We start from the raw sequence: 24,739 nt of genomic DNA on the forward strand, positions 1-24,739 counted from the left end.
GTTTAACTACAGAGTAATTAATTTACTCTTTTAGCCATTATTTGGTTTACGACTAAGGCAAAAAGCATAACTCCCGCGCCAGTGCTTAATCTAAGTATGTCCGCGTCTCTATTCCAAATCAGCACATTAACAACAATGCCAGCAGGAATAAGTAAGTTGTTCATCACCGCCAGCGCCCCCACATTGACAAGTGTTGCGCCTTTATTCCACATAAAATAGCCAACACCGGATGCCACAGTTCCTAAATAAATTAGTATGCCCCATTGTGTTGAGGTGCTTGGTAATTTGTTTGAGTTACCAAATAAGACATAACAGCTACTTGCAACAATCAATGCGCCAATAAAAAACCAGCCAAATACAGTTTTATCATCAAGCTGCTTACCCAGCATTAAGCGTTTGTAGGTTACTTGTCCTGCCGCAAAACTAATATTAGCGCCTTGAACCAGTAATAATCCGACGAAGAAGTTACTGTCTAAGTTTTCATAGCGAATAGTAATGGCACCCAACACGGCAATAAAAGCGACTATAAAAAATTGCGGATTAAAATATTTGTTGCACGCATCGTTTAATAACGTAATGTAAAGTGGAGTCATTACGGTAAATAGCAGTACTTCAGGAACACTTAAGAACAAAAATGAGTGGTAGTAAAAGCTGTACATAATACCGAGTTGTACTGCGCCTATTAGCATGAGCTTGCATGCAAGTGAGGGAGGTGTTCGTTTTAAAAACGGTAAAAATAGCAGTGTGGCTAGGGCTACGCGAATTAATACACTAAACCATGCATCAACTTGACCAGCTAAATATACGCCAATTAAACTAAATGAAAATGCCCAAAGTAGGGTCGTTGCTAATAAGTAATACATCGTTTTTATAATCAATAACTCTAAAGTTTTACTATAACAAAAAAGCCCGCAATAATGTGCGGGCGTTTAGTGTTAGTGAGTTTTAAGTTTACTTGACTAAACCACGGCGCTTAAGTAGGGCGTCGGTAGTTGGCTTTTGACCACGGAACTCAATATAGCTTTGCATTAAGTCGCGGCTGTTACCTTTTGATAAAATCTCTTTGCGGAAGCTATTACCGTTGTCACGAGTTAAGCCGCCTTGCTTTGTCATATGCGCAAAGGCATCAGCCGCAAATACTTCAGTCCAAAGGTACGCGTAGTAACCTGCTGAATAGCCACCAGCAAAGGTGTGGCTAAAGTAGCAAGACTTATAACGCGGTGGTACAGGGTAGTAAGCAATGCCGTGTTTCTCTAACGCGTTATGTTCAAATTTTTGTACGTCAGTTATTTTCTTATCAACACCAAATGAATGCCATTCCATATCAAGTAATGCTGCAGCTAAATACTCAGTGGTGCTAAAACCTTGGTTGAAGTTTTGTGACTCAAGCACTTTGTCGAGTAATTCTTTAGGAATTGGCTCACCTGTTTTGTAATGCTTAGCGTAGTTAGCAAGTACAGTTGGTTCAATGTTCCAATCTTCGTTCGCTTGTGACGGGAATTCAACAAAGTCACGAGCTGTAGCAGTGCCAGCAAGGCTTGGGTATTTTACATCTGAGAACAAACCGTGTGCTGCATGACCAAACTCATGGAACATAGTCGTAACCTCGTCAAACGTCATCAGTGTTGGCTGACCGTCTGCTGGTTTAGGAATGTTTTGCGCGTTATAAATGACAGGTTTTGTGCCTTTTAAGCCACTTTGGCTAACATATGCACTCATCCAAGCACCACCACGTTTACCCTCACGAGCATAAGGGTCCATGTAAAATAAACCAATAGCACTACCATCGGCGTTGAACACTTCAAACGCCATTACATCTTCGTGATAAAGAGGTAAATCTTTACGCTCTTTGAAAGTAATGCCGTATAGTTTTTCCATCGCAAAGAATAAACCGTTATGGATCACTGATTGCATTTCAAAGTATGGCTTAACTAAAGCAGGATCTAGGTCGTACTTAGCTTGGCGCACTTTTTCAGAATAGAATGCCCAGTCCCATGGTTGTAACGCAAATTTTTCGCCTGATGCGTCAATGATTTTTTGGATTTCAGCTGCTTCAGCTTTTGCTTTGTTCACAGCTTTTGGCGCTAGATCATCTAAAATACCGTATACGTTTTCAGTGGTTTTAGCCATACGTGTGGTCATTACATATGAAGCCCAATCTTTATAGCCAAGTAGCGCTGCTTTTTGAGCACGCAAATTGGTTTCTTTGATAATGATAGGGGCATTGGTATTTTGTGCGCGAGTCGTTGAGGCTTTAAAAATACGTTCGCGTAACTTACGGTTTTCTAGGCTGCTGAGAATCGGTTGTTGTGTGGTGTTCACTAACGTGATCATGTAGCCTTCTTTACCTGCTTTTTTAGCGGCAGCGCCAAGGCTTGCTATTTCAGCGTCAGAAAGGCCAGCAAGTTCGCTTTTATCGGTTACTAATACTACGTCCTCTTTAAACGATTTTAATACGTTTTGCGAGAAGGCTGTTGATAACTTAGCAAGCTCAGCATTGATTTCACGCATTTGGACTTTTTGTTCTTCATCTAATTTTGCACCAGCGTTAACAAACTTAGTGTAGTAAAACTCAACTAAACGCTGATCTTCGGCATTTAACTTCGCTTTATTGCCATTAATGGTTTCAACACGTGAAAATAATGCTTTGTTAAGATAAATGTCATCAGAATGCGCAGATAACACGGGGGCCATTTTTGCTGCAATGCGTTGATACTCATCATTAGAGATCAAACCAGATAAGTTATAGAAAGCGGTTGAAACGCGATCAAGCAATTCGCCCGATAGTTCTAATTCAACTAAGGTATTTTTAAATGTCGCTGGAGCTGGGTTGTTAGCGATAGCTGTGATTTGTGCTTTTTGCTGGGCAATGCCTGCATCAAATGCCGGTTCATAATCACTGGAACCAAATTTATCAAATTCTGGTGCCATATATTGTAATGGGCTTGGTTTCATCAATACGTTATCTACATTGACTGTTTGTACTTGAGTCGTTTGTTCTTTTGTATTTGCATCGTTTTGCGAACTACAAGCGGATAATAATAATGCACTAGCAATTGTAGTTGCTATAAGGGTCTTACGCATGAGAACTCCATAAAATAGTGAGCCTTGAAAAACAGGCGAGACATAAAACACCCATAACTTAACAAATTTTCATGTATATACAACTAAGTTTATCGGTTTAAGGTGGGGATTGAGCGCAAAAAGCGTGTTTTTAGGTAAAAGTATTGCAAATCGAGAAATAGTAGCTTTAAACGGTAGGACGTATTAAAGCTACTACAGGTTGGTACTTAATTGAGAATTTTGATTTATGTTGTATGTGTTTAGTTGCGAAATTAGTTGTAACCTAAAACAAACTTTTTTTCACTGCCAAAGCTAGCCGGTTGCTGATGACCAAACTCTTTGTTAATGCAATTAAGAGTATGTTCTTGCTCTGCAAGCACAGACAAAATTTTATTACGGTACTCAATACTTGACTCAAACAGCTGCAAATCAACTAAAGGTTGTAACGTGGCTAATTTTTGATTTAAAGTCAGTTGTGACATCATTTGTTCCTCGTGCTTTATTTAAGCTTACAGTACTTATATAGCATTACCTGTAAGAAAATGTTAATGATTTGTTCATAAAAAACATATTGAACTTTAACTCCTCCGTAAATGCCATTATAGCGTGCTAGGTTTACTCAATGATCATTACAGCCAATTAGCGACTCCTAATTGGATGTTCGCTACATTTTCAACGGCGTTATTGAAAGGACAAATGTCCTTATGGAATAAATATAATTGTATAAAATCTCTCAAGTTCGCTTATCGTGCCGTTATTTGTTATAAAAAGCTTATATTCTTGTACATATTTGTGCGGCAAAAGTGTCACACAATGCTATAATCTTCAGCGTTCGTTCAGCCTCTTACTTCGTTTTGCACTCTCGATAAAGAGGTCCGCGTAGCTTAATTTAAGGCGCGAAAAATTGGCCGAGCTCGCCGAGTGAATTTGGCGCAACACACCAACCGTTGAATAAGAGTGCACTAAAAAGGTTAAACCCCGACATGAAAGCAATGAAAAGATCTACGTTAGCAACTCTAATTAATGCAACGTTGTTCTCTGCCGTAACAAGTACTTCATTTACAACTCTTGCTGCTGATGAGCAAGCCGCAACTGCACAAAGCAAGCAGTTAGAAGTTATTCAAATCACTGCGCGTAAGCGTGTAGAAAACGCACAGGAAGTACCTGTCGCAGTATCTGCATTGCAAGGCGATAATTTAGATGCTTACAGCTCAGCAGGTATGGATGTTCGCTTTATGAATGCGAAAATCCCAAGCTTATCTATTGAGTCTTCATATGGACGTACTTTCCCACGTTTTTATGTTCGTGGCTTAGGTAATACCGATTTCGATTTAAACGCTTCACAACCTGTATCACTTGTAGTTGACGATGTAGTTCAAGAGAACGCAATTTTAAAAGGCTTCCCTGTTTTTGACGTAGAGCGTGTTGAAGTCTTACGTGGCCCACAAGGTACTTTATTCGGTCGTAACACACCAGCAGGTCTTGTGAAATTTGATTCTGTAAAGCCAAGCCAAGACTTTGATGGTTATGGCTCTGTATCATATGGTACAAATGATTCAATTGATTTCAGAGGCGCTGTTGGCGGTAGTTTAACTGAAAACTTATCTGCACGTGTGTCTGTATTGTGGCAAGGCAAAGATGATTATATTGATAACCGCGCCCCAGGCTTTGAGCAAGACGACATCTTAGGTGGTTATACTGATCGCGCTGCACGCATCCAGTTTTTATATGAAAAAGATGATTTTTCAGCCTTACTAAATTATCACGTTCGTAACATGGAAGGCACACCAATACCATTTTACGCTAATGCAATCAAAACTGGTTCAAATGAGCTAGTTGATGGCTTTGATGGTGATGTGGTTTACCACAATGCAGCAGCACGTGAATTTCAAGTTGTTGATTCTCAAGGTGCGAGCTTAAAGCTTGAGTATGATTTTGCTAATTATACATTAACATCAATCACAGGTTGGGAAAGCGCTGAAGTAAATTCTCGTGGTGATATTGATGGTGGCTATGTTGGCGGTCCTGGTGCTATACCTGATCAGTCTGAAAGTGAAAGTGGTTTACCTGATCACAACCAATATACGCAAGAATTACGCTTATCTAGTAATTTTGCAGGTGATTTTAATTACCAAGCCGGCGTATTCTATTTTGATGAGTCATTAACCATCGAAAACTTTGGTTATAACACGTTGGCAGGTGGTGCACTTTATGGCTACGTAAATCAACATCAAGACACTACAGCATGGGCTGTGTTTGGCTCTGTTGATTACACTGTGAGTGATGATTTAAAACTAACAGCAGGTCTTCGTTATTCAGATGACGACAAAGACTTTGTAGCCGTTCGTAAAATTGTACCTGCTGATTTAAGTGCATGTAACTTTGACTTAATGCAATGTGAAACAGACATCATTCGCACAGAAGACGCTAGTGATGATCATATTAGCTGGGATTTATCTGCATCATATAAATTGACGAATGATGTGAATTTATATGGTCGAATAGCTAATACGTTCCGTGCGCCAAGTATTCAAGGTCGTATTACTTTTTCTAATGACGTTACAAAAGCTGATTCAGAAACAGTAACGTCATACGAAACCGGTATTAAGTCAGATGTACTAGACGGCCGTGGCCGTGTAAATGCAAGTGTTTATTACTTCACAATGGACAATCAACAGTTAACGGCTGTAGGTGGTAGTGCAAATACTACGAGTCTACTCAATGCCGATAAAACCACAGGTTATGGCTTTGAGTTAGATACTGAATGGGTATTAACAGATGAGTTAAATGCTACATTTAACTTGAGCTACAATAATACTGAACTTAAAGACGATTCAATTTCGATTCCAGTACCAGCTCGTGTTTCAAATGGCTTGCTAACGATTACTGATCCTATGGTAAATGGCAATGCTATTATCGATGGTAACAGCTTGCCGCATGCACCTGAGTGGATCTCTAACTTAACTTTACGTTATAGCAAAGAGTTAGGCGATGGTGAGTTCTTTACTTACGCTGATGTTTCATACCGTAGTGAAATTAACTACTTCTTGTATGAGTCTGTTGAGTTTGAAGGTAAAGCACTTACTGAAGTTGGTCTTCGCAGTGGTTATGCATGGGCTGATGGTGACTATGAATATCAAGTAGCTGTTTTTGCACGTAACTTATTTGATAAGCAACAGTCAATTGGTGCAATTGACTTCAATAACAATACAGCAATGATTAATGAAGGGCGCTTTATTGGCGCTGAGTTTAAAGTTAACTTCTTTTAAAGTTAGCTAGTTAATAGATCATTAAACCCGCTTTTAAAGCGGGTTTTTTCATTTATATTAATAGGCGTTACTGCTAAAGTAACGACAATTAAATTTAACAAGAGAAGAGCAATGGCTGGATTTTGGAACTACCGCGTGATTTTTTGTGAAGCAACCAAAGATGAAGCGGCGCAATATCAAATTCATGAGGTTGAATATAACCTAAATGGTAAAGTTACCAATTGGTCAGAAACGGGTGCAGCGCCTTTTGGCAACACCTTAGATGCGTTGCTAGATGACGCAGAACGTTTAAAAACAGCGTTTGCTAAGCCAGTGCTAAAAGTTGTTAGAAAGGAACGTGGTTATGAACTGGTTGATGTAGAAACCGGTGAAGAAGCATTTGCTGAGCCGCCAGCAGGTTTAACAGCATAAGTATTAACCCAAAAAGGTGCTATGAGCACCTTTTTTGTTGCTGAAATATAAAGGAATGAGGATGACATTAAAAGCAATATTATTTGATATGGATGGCACGTTAGTTGATTCAGAAAGTGTCCACTTTAATTGTTGGAATGATGTTTTAGCACCGTTTGGCGTGCGCTATGAAGAAGATGATTTTTGCCAACGTTTTTCAGGACGTCCGACCTTCGATGCGGCAATTGAAGTGGTTGAGCAATATAACTTATCGGTTTCAGCGCAGTGGTTAGCGCAGGCTAAATATGATGCATTTGAGCAATTTGTTACCACTAATTTACCTCCTTTAATGCCCTTTGTCCAAGAAGTATTAGAGGCTGTTAGGCAAAGCGATCTTAAAATGGCATTAGTGACGGGGAGTGCACGCCATGAGGCGTTACCGATCTTAAAAGGCTATGGCTTTTATGAATGGTTTGACTGTGTAGTGACTAAAGACGATGTGCAAAATCCCAAACCTGCGGGCGACCCTTATTTACTTGCGCTGACAACATTAGGGATTTCAGCAGAGCAAGCAATTGCTGTTGAAGACACACACACCGGCGTTACAGCAGCAACTAATGCAAACGTACCTGTGGTTGCAATACCGAATAAACACACCTTAGATCACGATTTAAGTTTAGCTGTTTCTCGCATCGATAATTTACAGCAGCTATGGCAATGGGTACAAACTAAGCTATAGTTTAGTCTGCTTGGTGTTAAACAAGGAGACCGATATGCATAAAGGACTAACAGTATTATGGTTGCTGCTCAGTAGTTTTACTTGCTCAGCAACTGATACACAGATCACCGCAGATGCTCAACTTGCCAAGGTTTACCAACAAGACCAAGCGCTTGCCATTGCAAACTATCTCATAAGTGAGAAGTTTGATGGGGTACGTGCGATTTGGACGGGAACACAGTTGATAACCCGTAATGGCAATGCCATTCATGCGCCAAGCTGGTTTATTGCTGATTTACCTAATTTGAGGTTAGACGGTGAGTTGTGGACCAAGCGCGGTGATTTTGCAGATCTCAGTGGTATTGTGCGCACTTTACAGCCGCTGGATAGTGACTGGCAAAAAGTCTCCTATCAAATATTTGACATGCCAGATCAACATAACCCCTTTTCAGTACGCTATGAAAATTATCTACGTTTAGTAAAAACATTAAATAAGCCACACATTCAAGCAGTACAGCAGTATCAATTTACCACAGAGCAGGCATTATCAGCGTACTTTGATGAAGTGACTCAGCAAGGTGGTGAAGGTGTGATGCTGCATTTAGCCTCAGCAATACATAAAAGTGGCCGTTCTGATGCGCTATTAAAGTTAAAACCTTATTTTGATAGTGAAGCGATCGTCATTGCCCATCTTCCAGGGAAAGGCAAATTTACTGGCATGCTAGGGGCGTTAAAAGTAGTGACACCACAGGGAAAAGAGTTTGCAATTGGTACTGGCTTTAGTAACGCACAGCGCCAAAATCCACCCGCAATAGGAGCGACGGTGACATACCGATACCATGGTTATACTAAAAATGGTTTACCACGGTTTGCCAGCTTTTTACGTCAACACGATCCTGATTAACATTTTAAAAAAGCTGTAAGTATGCTAAATTGCGCGGCCTTTTGATGTGAGTTGTGGTGAAGTAATGGTAGTTGGTTTTGATTATGGTAGTTCCAATTGCGCAATGGGTGTAATGAATGCTCAAAATACTGTTGAGCTGGTGCCCCTAGAGGAAGGTAAGTTTTACCTCCCTTCTACCTTATATACACACCACAGCGCTTTAGTTGTCGATTATGTTGCTCAGCATCTAACGGGTACAAATTATGAAACTGACTTTAAAACCCCGCGCCAAGCCCTGCTCAATAGTATGGTGCGGATCAAGTCTGACTTAGATCTAGACGCTAATGATGAAAGCCTGTTTATTGGCCGTGAAGCAATTAACGAATATGTGCAATTTCCTGAAGAAGGTTATTTTGTAAAGTCCCCTAAATCGTTTTTTGGGGCAATAGGTTTAAAGCAAGGTCAGATCAACTTCTTTGAAGATATTGCCACCGCGATGATTTTAAAAATCAAACAGCGAGCTGAGATATCACTACAAAAAGAGTTAACACAAACGGTTATTGGCCGTCCGGTAAATTTCCAAGCCGTGGGTGGAGAGCAATCAAACCAACAAGCAATTGGTATTTTAGAGCGTGCAGCAAAACGAGCGGGCTTTAAAGAGGTGGCTTTTTTATATGAGCCACTTGCGGCGGGAATTGATTATGAAAGTGACTTAAATCACGATCAAAAAGTATTGGTTATTGATATCGGCGGTGGTACAAGTGACTGCTCATTTGTACAAATGGGGCCTAGCTTTCGTAATAGTCGTGAACGTGATCATGACTTTTTGGCACATACTGGTAAACGTGTCGGTGGTAATGATTTAGACATTGCATTGAGCTATCACGCATTAATGCCATTACTGGGGTTAGGCAGTCAGTTTAAATCAGGTTTACCGCTGCCTAATCAAGCATTTTGGCAAGCATGTAAAATTAACGATGTGAACTTACAAAGCCAGTTCTATAGTCAAAGCCATCACCGAGAGCTACTTACACAGTTACGTGAAGTACAAGCACCTGAGTTATTTCAACGGCTGATCGATTTGCAGCAAAATAAGCAAGGCCACCAACTGGTACAGCAAGGGGAGGCGGCAAAAATTGCGCTTTCGACAGCGACTGAGTATGAGTGTGAATTAGGATTTTTAGCGCCGCAATTATATAAAGAGCTATCTCGCGCTGATTTAGCTGTAGCGGTTGATGATTCGATTATGCAAATAGTAAGTTTAGCAAAACAAGCTATCAAAGATGCAGGAACCGTTCCTGATGTGATTTACCTTACCGGTGGCAGTGCGCAATCACCTTTAATAAAAGCCGCATTAGTTGAGCACTTAGGTGATATTAAAATGGTAAACGGCGATCACTTTGGTAGTGTAACCGCCGGACTCACTAAATGGGCAAGCATACTTTATCGTTAAAGGGTGCTAATAGTATGACTTGTCGGGTTGCGAGGTATTTTCGTGATCTGGCAATGACCGTTCAAGCTCGTTATGCATCAAAGGTGAGCTTAAAATCATATCTGCGCTGACTTCATTACACGCTACTGGGATATGCCACCGCAGCTTTTTAGATGAGTAGATTAACCGCAAGAACTACAAATACCACACCTGTTATACGATCAATCCAAATTTGACTTCGCGGGTGCTCTCGAAAGTAGCCTGCAATTTTATCGCCAAAGTAAATATACGTGCAGTCAATCGGAAACGCAAAAAGTGGGTACAGTAAGCCAAAAAAAGCTAATTGAAATGTTGTTGATGATGATAGGGTTGGATCAACAAACTGCGGGATAAACGCAATAAAAAATAATGCTACTTTAGGGTTGAGCACTTCAGTCATCATAGCCTGAAGCATTACATTCGTTTTTTTCTTGGTGCTCACATGGGGTTTATCTTCGCTATTGCATTTAGACGGGATAAATGTGCTTTTAAACATCATTACACCTAAATAACATAAGTAGGCTGCTCCAGCGTATTGTACGCTGGTATAAGCCATTTCTGAGGCTTTTAGGATAGCAGTAAGACCGACAACAGCAAATAAAGTATGCGCCACTGCGCCCAAAGCGAAACCAAATGCGCTTTGTAAGCCTGCTGCGCGGCCATTGGCAAAAGTTTGCGCCATTAAAAAAGCATTTGAAGGGCCTGGCGCAACAGCGATTAAAAAACTCGCGGCTAAAAATGACAGTAAAAATTCAAAATTGATCATTGTTTTTATGTATTTTTAGGATGATAAGCGTGCGCTTTATTACTGAGCAGTATAACCCACAGTGGCAGCAATAATAATAAGTGAAAAGCAATAAACTCGGGCGTATTGAAAGGAAGTACTTGGGTGAGCATAACCAAGGCTCCTGCGCCGCTCATTTGCATTAAACCGATTAACGCAGATGCAGTGCCAGCTTGTTTAGCAAAATGTGACAATGCCATTCCAGCCGCTGAGCCTAAGCTAAGTGCAAAGCCTAATGCGGCAATCAACACTGGCAGCATAAAAGCAAAGGCACTTTTAAACTGGCCAAGAATCAAAATCAGTACACCAGAGAAAATTAATAAACTCATACCTATGCGTAACGCTTTTTGACTATGGCGTTTGATATACAATGGTGCAATAAAACTGGCTACAATGCTAACAATGGCATTGAGAGTAAACCAAAAAGTAAAATCGCTGACCGATCCACCTAACTCGGTCATTATCCATCCCGGTGCTAATGTTACGAAAGCTAAAATAGCCGACATTGCCACCATACAAATTAGGCTATTAAAAAGAAAAATAGGCGTGCTTATGATTGGTATAAAGCGACGTAAATCGAGTATGTGGCCCTCATAGTGGCTATCTGCAGGGCGCGTTTCTTTAAAATATATGGCAATGATCATTACTCCAACGCAAGCAAACCCGGCCAAAAATAAAAAGTTCATTCGCCAGCCAAATTGTACGGTCAGCCAAGCACCTAAAATAGGTGCTAACGCGGGAATAAAACACACAATACCATTTAGGTAAGTGATCATTTGGCCGCTTTTAGCACTGCCATAGATGTCACGCACAATCGCAAAAGCAACCACAAAAGTGGCACAAGCCCCAAGGCCTTGCAGTGCGCGCGCAAGCATTAGAATGCTAAAATTAGGTGCTAAAAAAGCCAACATCCCAGCAGTTCCATACAGTGTGATGCCAAATAGTGCGACTGGACGGCGGCCAAACTTGTCGGCTAAAGGACCTGCTATAAGCTGACCTAAGCCAACAGTCAACATAAAAATAGCGACGGTAAGTTGCACTTGCTGCTCATCAATAGCCAATGCTTGCGCTATATCAGGAAAAGCGGGTAAGTAAATATCAATCGCTAATGGGCAAAATATAACCAGAAGAGCGAGAATTAAAATAATACTAAGGTGATTGCGGCGATCGGTTGTTGGCATGAGTACTCCTTTTACCGCGTATTTTAGGTCTGCAAAGATAAAAAAGAAAGGGCATATGGCCGACCAGACAGAATATTATTAGCGAGATAAGTAAATATGCTTTTTTCATCTGGTCTGATGTGTTAGTTTGGTGTATCTGCCTTTTTAATTAAGAAAAGTTATGAGTGATAAATCTGTTGTTTTGAAAACATGGTTAAAGTTAAAAAATTTACCATTTGGCAATTGGTTATTTACTAAAGTAGTATGCTTTAAAGCCCCTTATTTTGGCTCAATGAAACCCACTGTTTTAGATTTACGTGACGGACATTGCAGCGCAATGGTTAAAAACCGCCGTAATGTGCACAATCATATTGGGACTATTCACGCAATTGCGCAATGTAATTTAGCAGAGTTGTGCGCTGGCGTGATGGTTGATGCTACCGTGCCCTATAAAACTCACCGTTGGATACCCAAAGGCATGACAGTGCAGTATTTAGCAAAAGTGGATACGGATGTGACAGCGGTGGCTGAAATTGCAATGCCAAGACAATGGCTAGATAAAGAGGATTTAGTGGTATCAGTTAAGCTTTATAATACTCGCAATGAACTAGTATTCACTGCAGATATTACGATGTACATTACTAAGAAAAAAGAACAGAAGAATAAAAACTAGCTTATTCTTTTTCAGCGGCTTGTTTGTTAAAGAACGACAAGTCATTATCACCTTCACTGAGCGCAGATGTAAGCTCCGGCTTTGATTCTTTATTATTAGTAATTAACTCAACGGTTTCTGCTTCATGGCGTTGTTTTAGGTTACCTTCAATAATTGCACCAGCATCAATACTTAAAGTATCTTGATAAACATCCCCGTGCACTTGCGCTGAACGTTCAATAACTACTTTGCTGGCGTTGAGTGAGCCAATTATTTTACCTTTTACAATTACGCTTTCAGCAACCACTGAGCCTTCAACACAACCGGTATTACCAATAACTAAATGATTAACGCGAACATCACCATCTATGCGACCATCAAGCTGTACTTCACCTTGACTCACTAAGCTGCCCGTTAAGCGAACATCTTCAGAAATGATCGAAGGAGTGTGGCTAGTTCTTTTTAGCTGAGAATTTGCTGAACTACTTACTGTTGATTTTTTTTTACCGAACACGAGAAAGCGCCTTTGTTATTTTGACTGGATTGACATGTTTGTCGTTAAGTAATACTTCATAGTGTAGGTGAGTGCCAGTACTTCTGCCAGTGCTGCCCATTAATCCGATAACGTCATTTTTAGTTACCGTTTGGCCTTTTTTAACGTTGATTTTGTTTAAGTGACCAAACCGAGTTACAAAGCCGTTTTTATGTTGCAGTTCGATAAAGTTACCATAACCACCGTTGCGTCCTGCGCGTAATACAATGCCATCAGCGGGAGCGAATATTTCGGTTTTATGCCAACCTGCTAAATCAACGCCTTTGTGATAAGCATGACGTTTATTCACTGGATCTTTACGCAGGCCAAAACTGCTCGAAATATAGTAATTTGCTGCAGGCAGAGTTTGTGGTAACTCACTGAGTAAATTTTCAAGCTTATTCAATGCCAATAGTTTATCGGCGATGACTAAAAATTCAGCTGGGATCTTTGATTCCTCAAATAAATCCAGTGGACCACCTTGTGCGGTTCCGGTCATCTCACCATCTAGACGACGCGTTAAGGCGCTATCAAGCCCTGCACCTTTGAGCATCGCTAAAATAGCGTGCTGGCGGCGTTCTATTTGTTGCTCTATTTGTAAAAAGCTTTGGTGATATTTGCTATCGAGTAGTGCAAAACGTTGCTCGATATTAACAGAGTCAGAGAGTGAAAGAGTGTGTGCACTGTTAGGGTTTTCATCAACTAATGGTTCGTGAAACACTTCTTGTTGCTCGCCGAGTTCTCCTGCTGGCGGCTCTACTGGCAGAGCGGGGTTGCTCATCGACTCAGGTAAAGAATCGATCATACTCTGCAATAGAGCATGCTTTTGCTCAAGCACTGCAAGTTGCGCTAACTGTTTATCGTATTGTGCTTGTTGTTTTTTGTTTTGTTGCTGCCACTGTTGTTGTTTTGATAATTGGCTTTGTTCGATGTCGGAAATCTTGTTGGTTTGAGAATATATTCGCAGGCTTGAAACAGCCAACCAAACTAAAGCAATTAAAATAATCGCTACAGCTGATATTTGTAACCAAGGTGCTAATATCACATGTTTAACCTCACCATTTTGGCGGATCAACAGCTGTCTAGCTGGAAATAATTTGTGATAAAAAGACTTAATAAATGCTGACATGGCTTATAAACACTGGCTATTAACCGGGTTAAGATAGCAATCTGAGCTGAAAAAGCCAGTAAAAAATTGTAATTAATCTTAAAAAGGAGGCGTTGGTCGCCTCCTTATAATAAATACATTTAATAAATGTTTACAACTTAGCTACTTAGTAGGAAGAATTGTTCCTTCTACGCAGCCGAAACCGATACGAGCAAAACCAGCTTTTTCACACCAACCACGCATAATAACGTTATCACCATCTTCTAAGAAGCTGCGTTGCTCACCGTTATTTAGCGTGATTTTTTCTTTACCACCACGAGACAGTTCAAGTAATGACCCCGCTTCTTCATGCGTCGGGCCTGATTGTGTACCTGAACCTAACATATCACCTGGCATAAAGTTACAACCATTTACTGTGTGATGAGTCACCATTTGTGCCACTGTCCAGTATGAATGTTTGAAACTTGATTTAGAGACTAATGAAGGTGCAGCACCTTGTTCACGCATTTTTGCGGTTTCAATCTGTACATCCATTTTAATATCAAATGCGCCAAATTCACGGTTGTGGTTTGATTCTAAGTAATCTAACGGTTGTGGGTCATTTTCATCGCGCGTCCATGATGTTCTATAAGGCGCTAATGCTTCGGTTGTTACAATCCACGGCGACACAGTTGAAGCAAAGTTTTTTGCAAGGAATGGTCCTAATGGTTGGTATTCCCAAGCTTGTAAGTCACGTGCTGACCAGTCATTGAATACACAAAAACCAAACACGTGGTTTTCTGCATTTTCAATAGCGATGGCATCACCTAATTCATTACCTTTACCTAAATAAATGCCTAGCTCTAACTCATAATCTAAGCGTTTACAGGGGCCAAGCGATGGTACTTCAGCGTCTGGTGCTTTAGTTTGACCGTTTGGGCGATGAAAGGTTTGACCTGACACATCAATTGATGAAGAGCGGCCATGGTAACCAATTGGTACCCATTTATAGTTAGGTAGTAATGGGTTGTCAGGACGGAATAAGCGACCGACTGCTGTTGCATGATAGATAGATGTATAAAAGTCAGTGTAATCGCCGATACGACATGGTAACGAAAACTCAATATCAGCTTGAGCAATCAGTGCATCGCTTAATTGAGCTTGCTCAGAAGCACCTTCACGTAATGCTTTAGAAAGAGCTAAACGCAGTGCTGACCAATATTGCTGACCAAGACCCATAAATTCATTTAGAGTTGTATTACTTGCTGCTGCAACTGCGGTTTGTGCATCGCCAGAGAAAATAGCGAGTTCATTTACTTTGGCAAGGTCGATAACTTGGTCACCAATGGCAACGGCACCACGAAAAGCCTCGTCAGAGTTCTTACGACGTATTTCTGCAAATGGTAGGTTTTGAATTGGGAAGTCACAATTTGCAAGGTTCGCTGAGGCTACCCAGCTAGTTAAATTTATATCATGGGTTTCGTTAATTAAACTCATTACATTTCCTTTAGTTTAGTCAGTCGCGCTTTACAGTGGATATGGTGATGAATAGCACGATTTAAACAGTGAAAATCAGATTGTCATTTATAAAATAGGGTAAACGACAAAAAGCAGCGAGATACGCTGCTTTTTGAATTTATAATACGGTGTTTATAAAACGCCGCGACGCTCTTGGTCGCGCTCTATTGATTCAAACAGTGCTTGGAAGTTACCTTCACCAAAACCGCCGTCATCAACGCGTTGGATCATCTCGATAAAGATTGGGCCAAATAAGTTTTTCGAGAAAATTTGCAATAAGTAGCAATTTTCACTTTGGCTATCGATTAAGATCTGATGTTTACGGATCTTTTCTTTATCTTCTGTAACCCAAGGTACACGATCAAAAATTGTATCGTAATATTCAGGGATAATATCAAGCGTTGCAATGGTTGATTTATCAAGCTTATCTAGTGAGCTTACTAGGTCATCTGTTAAGAATGCTAAATGCTGTACGCCTGGGCCATTGTATTCACCAAGATATTCATCGATTTGGTTGTTATCATTGCCTTTACCTTCATTAATTGGAATCGAGAAGGTGCCGCACGGTGATTTAAGTGCATAAGAGATCAAGGCTGTTTTTTGGCCTTTGATATCAAAGTAACGAACTTCAGTAAAACCAAATACGTCTTTATAAAAGTTAGCCCATGTTTCCATAGTGCCTTTGTAGACGTTATTAGTTAGATGATCGATACGGATAAAGCCTTTATCTTCAACAACGTTTTGTTCGATTAAGTCTTCAAAGTCTTGCTCATAGATTGAACCTTTGTCACCAAATTGCTCAATAAAATAAATTAAGCTATCACCGATACCGTAAATTGCCGGGTATGGTAGGTCTTTATGAGTTGAATCAGTCGCTGGTTTTGCACCACGCTCTACTGCGGTGTCAAATGCCTGTTGAGCATTCTCTACACGCCAACCCATAGAACAAATTGCAGGACCATGGCTTTTTGCAAATTCTGCAGAGAAACCATCACGTTCATTATTTAGTAAAAAATGAATATCGTTTTGGTTGTAATACACAATGTCTTTACCTTTAAATGTTTTTAGCTTTGAAAAACCAAAATCGGTAAATACTTTATCCATATAATCTGCATCAGATGTAGCGTATTCAGTAAACTCGATACCTACCAAACCTAAAGGGTTAGTTACTTCACTCATTATAATTCTCCCGCAATAAACACTGCGTCTTGTTGTGTCTGAGGCGCAGATAATTAACCATAATTGGCAGCAGGGGAAGAGCTCGTAGCTATTTAGGTAAATGGCAATTTGTAAATTAAATGGGACGATCATTTTAAAACGAATGAGTATTGATGCTTGGTTTTGATATTTGTATTGAAAGGCCTTGTGTTAAGTAACTTTGTATTTTATTAAATTATTGATAAATAAACTCAATTTGTTTTTATTTGAGGAGGTAAATAATCAAATAAAGGAAGTGATCACCGCTTATTAAATATACGTGGTGTAATTAATTGTTTACGTTGGAGTCGTATTTGTTAAAAAACTAACTGTTTCTGCGCAAAGCTAAGGTTGCTAGGCTCAGCGAAAGAGGTAGCAAGAATTAATCATGGCGATATAAATAAAGGAACTGAAATCTCCACAAGCATCACAGCTTGTGGAGAGATAATATAAACACAGAGTTACGGTTTTTCAGCAACTACTTCAAGCTCTTCAGCTAAAATGTGCTCTTGTGTTTGTGACTCGTGTTGACCTTCAGCACCGTGCATCCACTTAACAAGTTTGTCGCTTAGTAAGTACATGATCACAGCAGAGAGAACAGCAGTAGCGCCTAAACCAATAAAAATGCCTAATGCGTTATCAAGTGCTTCTTCGCCTTCACCTAAGAATGAACCTACGAAACCTGCAATCTTATTCGCAACCGCAGTGCATAGGAACCAAATACCCATTAGCATTGATGCTAAACGCAGTGGTGCTAGTTTACTCACCATTGATAAGCCGATAGGTGATAAACATAATTCACCCAGGGTATGGAATAAGTAAAATAATACTAACCACATCATACTGATCTGTAGGGGTTCACCTTGACCTTGAGTCATTAGTGCTAAAATCATAGTGATAAAGCCAAGCGCTAAGAATATCAACGCAATGGCAAATTTAACTGGAGAATTAGGCTCTCGTTTATCAAGTTTCAACCATACTATGGCAACGATAGGTGCAAAAATAATGATGAATATTGAGTTTAATGATTGGAACCAAGACGCTGGAATTTCAAAGTTGAACAACATACGGTCTGTGTAATCATTAGCGAATAAATTCATCAAGCCACCGGCTTGCTCAAAACCCATCCAAAATATGATACTAAACACACTCATAGTGAAAATAACTTTTATACGGTCAGTTTCCACTTTTGTGAGCGGCTCTTTGGTATTTGAAGTTGATTGTGATTGCGCTAATTTAGCGGCAGGAACAACACCAATATCACCTAAGTACTTATCACTAAGCACCACTTGCATCGCCACAGATACAAGCATACCTACACCCGCTACAATAAAACCATATTGCCAACCCATAGATGCAGCTGCGAAACCAGCAACAAGTGGGCCAAGCGCACCACCTAAGTTGATACCCATATAGAAGATAGTAAACGCGCCATCACGACGTTGATCACCCTCTTTATACAAGTCGCCAACCATAGTTGAGATGTTAGGTTTAAATAAACCGTTACCCATACATAATAAAACAAGACCGATATAAAATACGTTCTCCTGTTGGCCGGCTAACATATCGTGAGGGATACCCATAGTAAAATGACCAGCAGCCATTAGTAGACCACCGATGATAATAGCTTTTCGTTGACCAAGTACGTTATCAGCTAACCAACCACCCAATAATGGAGTGATATAAACCGCCATTGTGAACGTACCATAAAGGCTTAGTGCATCTGCATTACTCCAACCAAAACCACCGTCTTGGACAATAGCAACAAGATAAAGTACTAAAATGGCACGCATGCCATAATAACCAAATCGCTCCCACATTTCTGTGCCGAACAACAGAAATAATCCTTTAGGATGCCCTAAAAAATCACCTGCTTTAGGTAATGAACTCATATTTACTTCCTAACTCAACGTTAATTATTGCGGCCTTATATTTTTTGCTTTGGTCGTTCATGTGCTTTCAACACAAATAGAACGGGTGGCCATGAATATTATTTTTAATGCAGCTAAGGTAATGGTTTGCTTACTAAGTTTTTGCTTAGTGGGTAAGAGTCACACCCTTATCCTAGCTACAATTGCGCCTAAGTATACATACACGGGCTGTGCAGGGGAAGTGCTTGCGATAGTTAGCTTACTGATGACTTTAAAGCATATTTTTATAGCCTGCATAAAGCACTACAGGGGGTCAGGAAAAGTCATTTCAGTATAAATCGGCTTAAAGTAATACCTAAAATATAATTGGGCATAGTTAGATTCATAAAAATCTGCTCGATCTAAATTGAAAAAGCTACCAAAAAACCAATGCGGTGAAGCCTATCGGTGTGGTTCCGATATCAAAGCGCCATGTATCATTTAGCCACGCCAAACCAATATCGAGATTCCTAACTAAGAATGTCATTTTTCAGGTCTAAAAATTTCCTTAACCACGTTATTTTGACTTTCCGTACTCTTCTATTTCGTTAAAATTATTGCAACCGCTGATAATAGCGCAAATAGTGATACTCAGAATATTGGTAAAGGGATGGCGGACACTGGTTGAGTTGCTTGGATCGGTTAGTTGATCAAAAAGTGCTTGTATATTTTTTATCGTTTGCCCTGAGGACTCCACCTCTAAACTTGATTCCTCAGAATTTTCACCGTCGCAGTATGGGTTTGATGGTAAGCTAATTTATTTAGACAAAGAAGTGTTACTGGATTGGCTTAATAACCAACTTAATGACTCTGTCTTATAATACAATCAATTTACATGATGGCGATCAGTTAGTAGGTCGCGGACGAATGAATTGCCTGCAAAATTACCCAACCCGACAACAGCAATTATTCAACTTGCTGTGGAGAATGAACCCAATGTCCCAGTAATTAGTCGCGGTTGTCCAAAAATCTTTACATTAGACTATCCTCCATTGTGGAGTTAGCGTATTATCCTTGGCATATAGGTTTTCTCTTTTTGAGGGTGAAATGCGTTTAGATATCCATTGTGCAGACCGCATCGGTATTGCTCAAGAAATACTCAATATTTTAGTCAACTATCGCGTTGATTTAAAAGGTATTGAAGTTGATTCAATTAACTGTCGTATGTATGTGAGTTTTCCACCGATTGAATTTGAGCAGTTTCAAAAAATCATGCCCTCAATTCGGTTAATTGATGGTGTGCAGGATGTACGTACTACCGCTTTTTTACCTTCTGAGCGTGAGCATAATGAGCTCAACACATTGTTGCGTGCGCTACCAGATGGGGTGATCTCAATTGATGCCAAAGGTTGGGTTAGGCTTTGTAATGATGCTGCATGTAAAGACTTACAGTTAACCGAAAAAGAAGTTATTGGTTCAAATATCAATAATTTATTGAAAGGCTTTAACTTTACCCGTTGGTTAGAAGGCAAAGAAGTATTGGGCCAAACAACTCGGGTTGAGGTGGCTGGTGAAGATTTTATCGCGGATATCTTGCCAATCGCAGTGCCACAAGGCAATGAAGGGGATGTATTAGCAGGTGCGGTGATCAACATTAAATCACAAAGCCGCTTAGGTCAGCAGGTGAGTGCGTTTCGTCGTTATGGTCAAGAAAGCTTTGCAACCATTCATAACTTTAGCACTGCGATGCGTCGTGTGGTTCGTGAAGCACGGAAAATGGCGCAACTTGAAGCTCCGATACTTATCACTGGTGAAACCGGCACTGGCAAAGAGTTACTGGCACGCGCTTGTCACTATGCATCTAATCGTTCTGTGAAACCTTTTATCGCTTTATCGTGTGCTTCACTACCTGATGATGTTGCTGAGTCTGAATTATTTGGTTATGCCGGTTATGAAGAAAATGCAGCGCCAAAACGCGGCGTATTAGAGCAAGCGGATGGCGGCACGGTGTTTTTAGACGAAGTAGGTGAAATGTCTACTCAATTACAAACCAAGTTACTGCGCTTTTTACAAGATGGCACATTTCGCAAAGTTGGCGATGAGAACGAGGTAAAAGTAAATGTACGCATTATCGCCGCCACGCAAAAAGATTTACCCGCGATGGTACAAGAGGGTACGTTTAGAGAAGATTTATACTATCGGATCAATGTACTGACTTTAGAAATTGCTTCACTACGTGATCGTAAAGCTGATGTAGGACCACTTGCAGAACACTTTATTCAAAAATACGCACAGCAAAATGGTCATGCAATTCCGGAGTTATCTGCAGAATGCTTGTCGTTTTTACAAGATTATCCTTGGCCTGGCAATGTCCGCCAATTAGAAAATGCGATATACCGTGCAGTCTCGTTATTAGATGATAACGAGCTGCGTGTTGAGCATTTACAATTACCCGCATTTACCCATGATTTAGGATATTTGGAGTCTGATTTTGAGGGCTCGCTCGATCAAGCTGTAAAACGTTTTGAGGCTACATTATTGCGTAAGTTGTATCCTGCTTACCCAAGCTCAAGACAATTAGCTAAGCGTTTAGGGTTAAGCCATACCGCAGTTGCAAATAAGCTACGTGACTACGGTATTAACCGTAAAACGGTAAAAGTGTAAACTGACTCAAATCAACAGTGTTGGGTACTATTGCCTAGTACCCATATCTTTTTACACCGCTAATAGCGACAGTATCAATACCCTCAGCGGTGAACTTAATAACAATACAGATGTTATTACGGGCAAAAGTAATCTTTGTTATCTAAACTGATAACACAATCCCCTTTTACCGCACCTTTATACGTATATATTGACGCTTTTCAAGTTTGCTTGTGTGTGCGCCAATTTCCCAACTGAATCCTTCAATAAAGCCATTATTAAATTCTTGCACCCACACTGATTTTTTCATTATTGTTTTTCATAATCAGAGCATGTCAGATTAGAGTAGAATATTCTCCAATGCAATACACTATGCTACACTCATAAAACTGTTAACTGGTAAGACCTTTATTGTGAACTTATATTTTCGTCTTTTATTATTATTTTTTAAAATCAAACGTAACCGTGATTATCAATCATTGTTAGAAACTGTGGATATAGATTACAAAGCGCTGCCGAGTGATTGTGATATTAATTTACACCTGACTAACTCTCGTTATTTAGCAATGATGGATTTAGCTCGCACTTGGATGACTGAGCGAGTTGGCTTGCTTGGAACGATTATGAAAAAACGTTGGTTTCCTATCGTTAACGCTACGGCTATTACTTATATTCGTGATATTAAGCCAATGCAACGCTATACCATTAGTACACGCTTAGTTGGTTGGGATCATAAGTATTTTTATATTGAGCAAAAGTTTCATTCTGAGCGAGGCTTGCATGCGATCGCCTATGTAAGAGGTGTGTTTAAGCGTAAGCGAGGTGTCGTCAGCGTAGAAGAAATGCTAGAGGCGGTAAACTTTGACGGTGTGGTGCCAATATTACCACCGGAAATTATGCACTGGAAAGAAATGTTAGAACAGAAAAAAATAACAAATCTTCCCCGTTGATTTTACATACCCAGATAAAAAGGCCGTTAGGCCTTTTTTAGAGAGCATGTTTAAAAAGCGTATTTAACCCCTAACATGGCAACTACAGGGTCAATTTTTACTGTTGAAGTGAGGGCTTGCTTGCCACCAGCATAAACAGTTGCATCGGTTTCAATATCCATGATTGATACCATTGCATGTACGCCCCAGTTTTGATCTAGCATATAGTTAAAGCCTGCTTGAGCTACAAAACCAAATGAATTATCAAGTTTTACTTCAACGTCGTTGGTGCCCAGTACAGTTTTTAACGCTGTAGAAGGTTGCTCATCAAAAAATACTGTGTAGTTAATACCTACACCAACGAATGGGCGAAACGCTGAAGTACTTTCTAAAAAGTGGTATTGAGCGATTAGTGACGGCGGTAATTGCTTAATATCAGCTATTTTATTGCCAGCTAAACCACCTGTGCCATTAACCTTATGAGAAAAGGGGGTTGCAGCAACCAATTCTAGAACCCACTGATCGTTAAATGCATAGTCAACTGTAATACCCAGTTGTGTATCTGAGCTACCCTTTAAGCCTAAACTTGGATCTTCATTGATCGCTGAGCTGCTATTGTCAGGGTTAACATTAATAGCACCGATATTAACGCTTAAGTTTGCACTGGCGAAAGGAGATGCGATTAAAAGTGAGGTGAGTAACGCTGCGCTAAGTTGTTTTTTCATGCTGTTCTCCGAGAACTACTTTTTGAATTGACGCTATTATCAGCCAAACAAAAAAATAAAAAACTGTTCTAGATCAAGCTTTATAACAGGGTATAAAACGGCGCAGCGTTTATTTGATTTAGATTAAGGTTTACTTAATTGACGTTTAAAACCGATTGACAGCGCACTCTTTTATATCGCTATTCATCAATAGGTCAGGAAAATAAGTTATAATTGCTGCTTAAAGCAAGGGTATACAATGAACGCAACCAACCACCTTTTTCTGTCAGGATCTATTAGCAAAGCACTGTTAAAACTTGCTGTTCCTATTATTCTTATCAACATCTTACAATCAGCCTATCAATTAACCGATGCATTTTGGGTTGGTCGCTTAGGAGCGGCACAAGTTGCTGCGGTGTCAGTCAGTATGCCTGTGACTTTTTTAGTGATTGCAATTGGCTCTGGACTTGCGATGGCGGGGGCTATTTTGTCAGCGCAATATATGGGGGCTGGCCAACAAGATAAAGTAAACCATGTGGCCGCGCAAACAGTGTTAATGGTAACTGTGACAGCTATTTTTTTAGGCGTGATCGGTTATTTGTTATCGCCTTACTTTTTACATTTACTGGGTGTTGACGATGCCGTTTATAACGATGCTTTAAAATTTATGCATGTGTCATTTGTGGGTGTGGTATTTGTATTTATTTATGCCATGTTTCAAGCCTTAATGCGGGGTATCGGCCAAACCAAAGTGCCACTAATCATTGTTTCTGTAACCGTGTTACTAAATTTTGTACTGGATCCATTATTTATTTTTGGTTATGGCAGCTTTACAGGTCTTGGGGTGATGGGGGCTGCGCTGGCTACGTTGGTGACACAAAGTTTAGCAGCCATTGCTGGCATTATTATTTTTCTGCGTGGCCGTCACGGTATTGAGCTAAAATTATCAAGTTTTATTCCTGATTATAGTTATATTAAACAAGCGTTTTTTTTAGGTGCACCAGGCTCTGTGGAGTTGTCTGCGCGTGCATTTGGTTTGATTATCATGTCTTTTTTAGTGGCTAGTTTTGGCACTCAAACCATTGCTTCTTATGGCGTTGGTTCAAATATATTACAGATGGTGATGATCCCTGCTATGGGACTCTCGATGGCTGTGTCGACCTTGGTCGGACAAAATATGGGCGCAGGTAATCCGCAACGAGCAGAGCAAATTACCAAGCTGGCGGTTCTTTGGGGATTATGTGGTTTGTCTTTTATAGGAGCGATTGCGTATATATTTGCACCTTACCTAGTGGCATTTTTTATCCCTGATGAGCAAGGCGTGATAGCCAAAGGTGCGCAGTTTATTCGTATTATGTGTTTAACTTGGGGCGGAATTGGCGTGCAATTATGTGTGGTGGCTGCATTTAGAGCATCAGGGAACATGCTAAATGCGATGTTGTTGGCGTTATTTTCTCAATGCGTAGTACAGTTTCCGGTGGCGTATATTTTGTCAAAACACACTCCCTTGGGTGATCACGGCATTTGGTACTCGTTTGCTGTCACCAATGTGATCGTCGCTGCGCTATCGTATTTGTGGTTTTGTCGTGGTCGTTGGCAACAAACAAAATTGACCACTGATGATAAATATATCGCTAAAGTTAGCCAAGAAGCATTCATCGAAGAAGGTGCACACTAATACCAATCGACTTAAATATTTAACCATTCTAGCGCGCTAAATAAAGCGCTAACTGTGTTAGTAATTTTTCATGTACGACTGCATGGATGCAAGAGGTAGAGCAATGCAGGAGCAATTGCCGAGAACAACCACATGTCAAATTCTGCCTTGTTATCACTGTATTTTTCTGTCGCTATAAATGGTCAATAACTTAAAACAATTGGTATAATTC

22 protein-coding genes and 1 pseudogene are annotated in these 24,739 nt (G+C 40.2%); 10 read left to right on the forward strand and 13 right to left on the reverse strand.

What is annotated here, in order from left to right:
* Positions 1-17: 17 nt before the first annotated feature.
* The 3 genes from HHO47_RS12435 to HHO47_RS12445 form a co-directional block, all read right to left on the reverse strand.
* Complete coding sequence (locus HHO47_RS12435) at positions 18-863, reverse strand: DMT family transporter (protein WP_211183715.1); 846 nt, start codon at positions 861-863, stop codon at positions 18-20.
* Positions 864-951: 88 nt separating this feature from the next.
* Positions 952-3,084: a M3 family metallopeptidase gene (locus HHO47_RS12440; RefSeq protein ID WP_169020577.1), complete on the reverse strand. Its 2,133-nt coding sequence runs from the start codon at positions 3,082-3,084 to the stop codon at positions 952-954.
* 251 nt (positions 3,085-3,335) lie between these two features.
* On the reverse strand, positions 3,336-3,545 hold the full coding sequence (locus HHO47_RS12445) for a hypothetical protein (protein ID WP_145237750.1): 210 nt from the start codon (positions 3,543-3,545) through the stop codon (positions 3,336-3,338).
* Between the two features lie 501 nt (positions 3,546-4,046).
* Between HHO47_RS12445 and HHO47_RS12450 the strand changes: the two genes are divergently transcribed.
* From HHO47_RS12450 to yegD, 5 genes are all read left to right on the forward strand, one after another.
* Complete coding sequence (locus HHO47_RS12450; RefSeq protein WP_169020578.1) at positions 4,047-6,332, forward strand: TonB-dependent receptor; 2,286 nt, start codon at positions 4,047-4,049, stop codon at positions 6,330-6,332.
* 111 nt (positions 6,333-6,443) lie between these two features.
* Positions 6,444-6,743: a hypothetical protein gene (locus HHO47_RS12455; protein ID WP_169020579.1), complete on the forward strand. Its 300-nt coding sequence runs from the start codon at positions 6,444-6,446 to the stop codon at positions 6,741-6,743.
* A gap of 61 nt (positions 6,744-6,804) precedes the next feature.
* The gene (locus HHO47_RS12460; protein WP_169020580.1) at positions 6,805-7,461 is read left to right on the forward strand and encodes an HAD family hydrolase; all 657 of its coding nucleotides are present in this window, start codon (positions 6,805-6,807) and stop codon (positions 7,459-7,461) included.
* Between the two features lie 34 nt (positions 7,462-7,495).
* Positions 7,496-8,344, forward strand: a complete 849-nt coding sequence (locus HHO47_RS12465) for a DNA ligase (RefSeq protein ID WP_169020581.1) — start codon at positions 7,496-7,498, stop codon at positions 8,342-8,344.
* Positions 8,345-8,408: 64 nt separating this feature from the next.
* Positions 8,409-9,776 (forward strand): molecular chaperone, encoded by a 1,368-nt coding sequence (gene yegD, locus HHO47_RS12470; RefSeq protein ID WP_169020582.1) that lies wholly within the window; start codon positions 8,409-8,411, stop codon positions 9,774-9,776.
* Between the two features lie 148 nt (positions 9,777-9,924).
* On the opposite strand, the gene HHO47_RS12475 is transcribed toward yegD, so the two are convergent.
* A complete protein-coding gene (locus tag HHO47_RS12475) occupies positions 9,925-10,560 on the reverse strand; it encodes a LysE family translocator (protein ID WP_169020583.1) in 636 nt (211 codons plus the stop codon).
* A gap of 5 nt (positions 10,561-10,565) precedes the next feature.
* Positions 10,566-11,759 carry a multidrug effflux MFS transporter gene (locus HHO47_RS12480; RefSeq protein WP_169020584.1) on the reverse strand — a complete coding sequence of 398 codons (1,194 nt, stop codon included), beginning with the start codon at positions 11,757-11,759 and terminating at the stop codon, positions 10,566-10,568.
* 160 nt (positions 11,760-11,919) lie between these two features.
* Here HHO47_RS12480 and HHO47_RS12485 point away from each other — a divergent pair, with 160 nt between their 5' ends.
* Entirely contained in the window at positions 11,920-12,411 is a 492-nt protein-coding gene (locus HHO47_RS12485; protein ID WP_169020585.1) for a hotdog fold domain-containing protein, read from the forward strand.
* Between the two features lies 1 nt (position 12,412).
* Here the strand turns inward: HHO47_RS12485 and HHO47_RS12490 are convergent, their stop codons facing one another.
* The 7 genes and pseudogenes from HHO47_RS12490 to HHO47_RS19795 all read right to left on the reverse strand — a co-directional run bounded on the left by HHO47_RS12490 (position 12,413) and on the right by HHO47_RS19795 (position 19,331).
* Positions 12,413-12,904, reverse strand: a complete 492-nt coding sequence (locus tag HHO47_RS12490; protein ID WP_169020586.1) for a polymer-forming cytoskeletal protein — start codon at positions 12,902-12,904, stop codon at positions 12,413-12,415.
* Positions 12,894-14,051: a M23 family metallopeptidase gene (locus tag HHO47_RS12495; RefSeq protein WP_169020587.1), complete on the reverse strand. Its 1,158-nt coding sequence runs from the start codon at positions 14,049-14,051 to the stop codon at positions 12,894-12,896. Before HHO47_RS12495 ends, HHO47_RS12490 begins: the two co-directional genes overlap by 11 nt.
* A 141-nt stretch (positions 14,052-14,192) precedes the next feature.
* A complete protein-coding gene (fahA, locus tag HHO47_RS12500; protein WP_169020588.1) occupies positions 14,193-15,506 on the reverse strand; it encodes a fumarylacetoacetase in 1,314 nt (437 codons plus the stop codon).
* 153 nt (positions 15,507-15,659) lie between these two features.
* Positions 15,660-16,706, reverse strand: a complete 1,047-nt coding sequence (gene hppD, locus HHO47_RS12505) for a 4-hydroxyphenylpyruvate dioxygenase (RefSeq protein ID WP_169020589.1) — start codon at positions 16,704-16,706, stop codon at positions 15,660-15,662.
* Positions 16,707-17,185: 479 nt separating this feature from the next.
* Positions 17,186-18,616: a peptide MFS transporter gene (locus HHO47_RS12510; RefSeq protein WP_169020590.1), complete on the reverse strand. Its 1,431-nt coding sequence runs from the start codon at positions 18,614-18,616 to the stop codon at positions 17,186-17,188.
* Positions 18,617-18,898: 282 nt separating this feature from the next.
* Positions 18,899-19,021, reverse strand: a pseudogene (locus tag HHO47_RS19790) (hypothetical protein); the annotation flags it as partial.
* A gap of 130 nt (positions 19,022-19,151) precedes the next feature.
* Positions 19,152-19,331, reverse strand: a complete 180-nt coding sequence (locus tag HHO47_RS19795) for a transposase family protein (protein ID WP_169020591.1) — start codon at positions 19,329-19,331, stop codon at positions 19,152-19,154.
* A gap of 107 nt (positions 19,332-19,438) precedes the next feature.
* Here HHO47_RS19795 and bcsG point away from each other — a divergent pair, with 107 nt between their 5' ends.
* From bcsG to HHO47_RS12530, 3 genes are all read left to right on the forward strand, one after another.
* Positions 19,439-19,582 carry a cellulose biosynthesis protein BcsG gene (gene bcsG / locus HHO47_RS19800; protein ID WP_432651935.1) on the forward strand — a complete coding sequence of 48 codons (144 nt, stop codon included), beginning with the start codon at positions 19,439-19,441 and terminating at the stop codon, positions 19,580-19,582.
* A 99-nt stretch (positions 19,583-19,681) separates the two neighbouring features.
* Entirely contained in the window at positions 19,682-21,238 is a 1,557-nt protein-coding gene (tyrR, locus tag HHO47_RS12525; RefSeq protein ID WP_169020592.1) for a transcriptional regulator TyrR, read from the forward strand.
* 392 nt (positions 21,239-21,630) lie between these two features.
* The gene (locus HHO47_RS12530) at positions 21,631-22,167 is read left to right on the forward strand and encodes a thioesterase family protein (protein ID WP_169020593.1); all 537 of its coding nucleotides are present in this window, start codon (positions 21,631-21,633) and stop codon (positions 22,165-22,167) included.
* A 50-nt stretch (positions 22,168-22,217) separates the two neighbouring features.
* Here HHO47_RS12530 and HHO47_RS12535 read toward each other — a convergent pair whose 3' ends face one another.
* Positions 22,218-22,871 (reverse strand): OmpW/AlkL family protein, encoded by a 654-nt coding sequence (locus tag HHO47_RS12535; protein ID WP_169020594.1) that lies wholly within the window; start codon positions 22,869-22,871, stop codon positions 22,218-22,220.
* Between the two features lie 238 nt (positions 22,872-23,109).
* On the opposite strand from HHO47_RS12535, the gene HHO47_RS12540 reads away from it, so the two are divergent.
* Complete coding sequence (locus HHO47_RS12540) at positions 23,110-24,528, forward strand: MATE family efflux transporter (protein WP_169020595.1); 1,419 nt, start codon at positions 23,110-23,112, stop codon at positions 24,526-24,528.
* Positions 24,529-24,739: the final 211 nt, after the last annotated feature.

This window comes from Pseudoalteromonas arctica (genome assembly GCF_012927645.1).
Taxonomy (GTDB): domain Bacteria; phylum Pseudomonadota; class Gammaproteobacteria; order Enterobacterales; family Alteromonadaceae; genus Pseudoalteromonas; species Pseudoalteromonas arctica_A.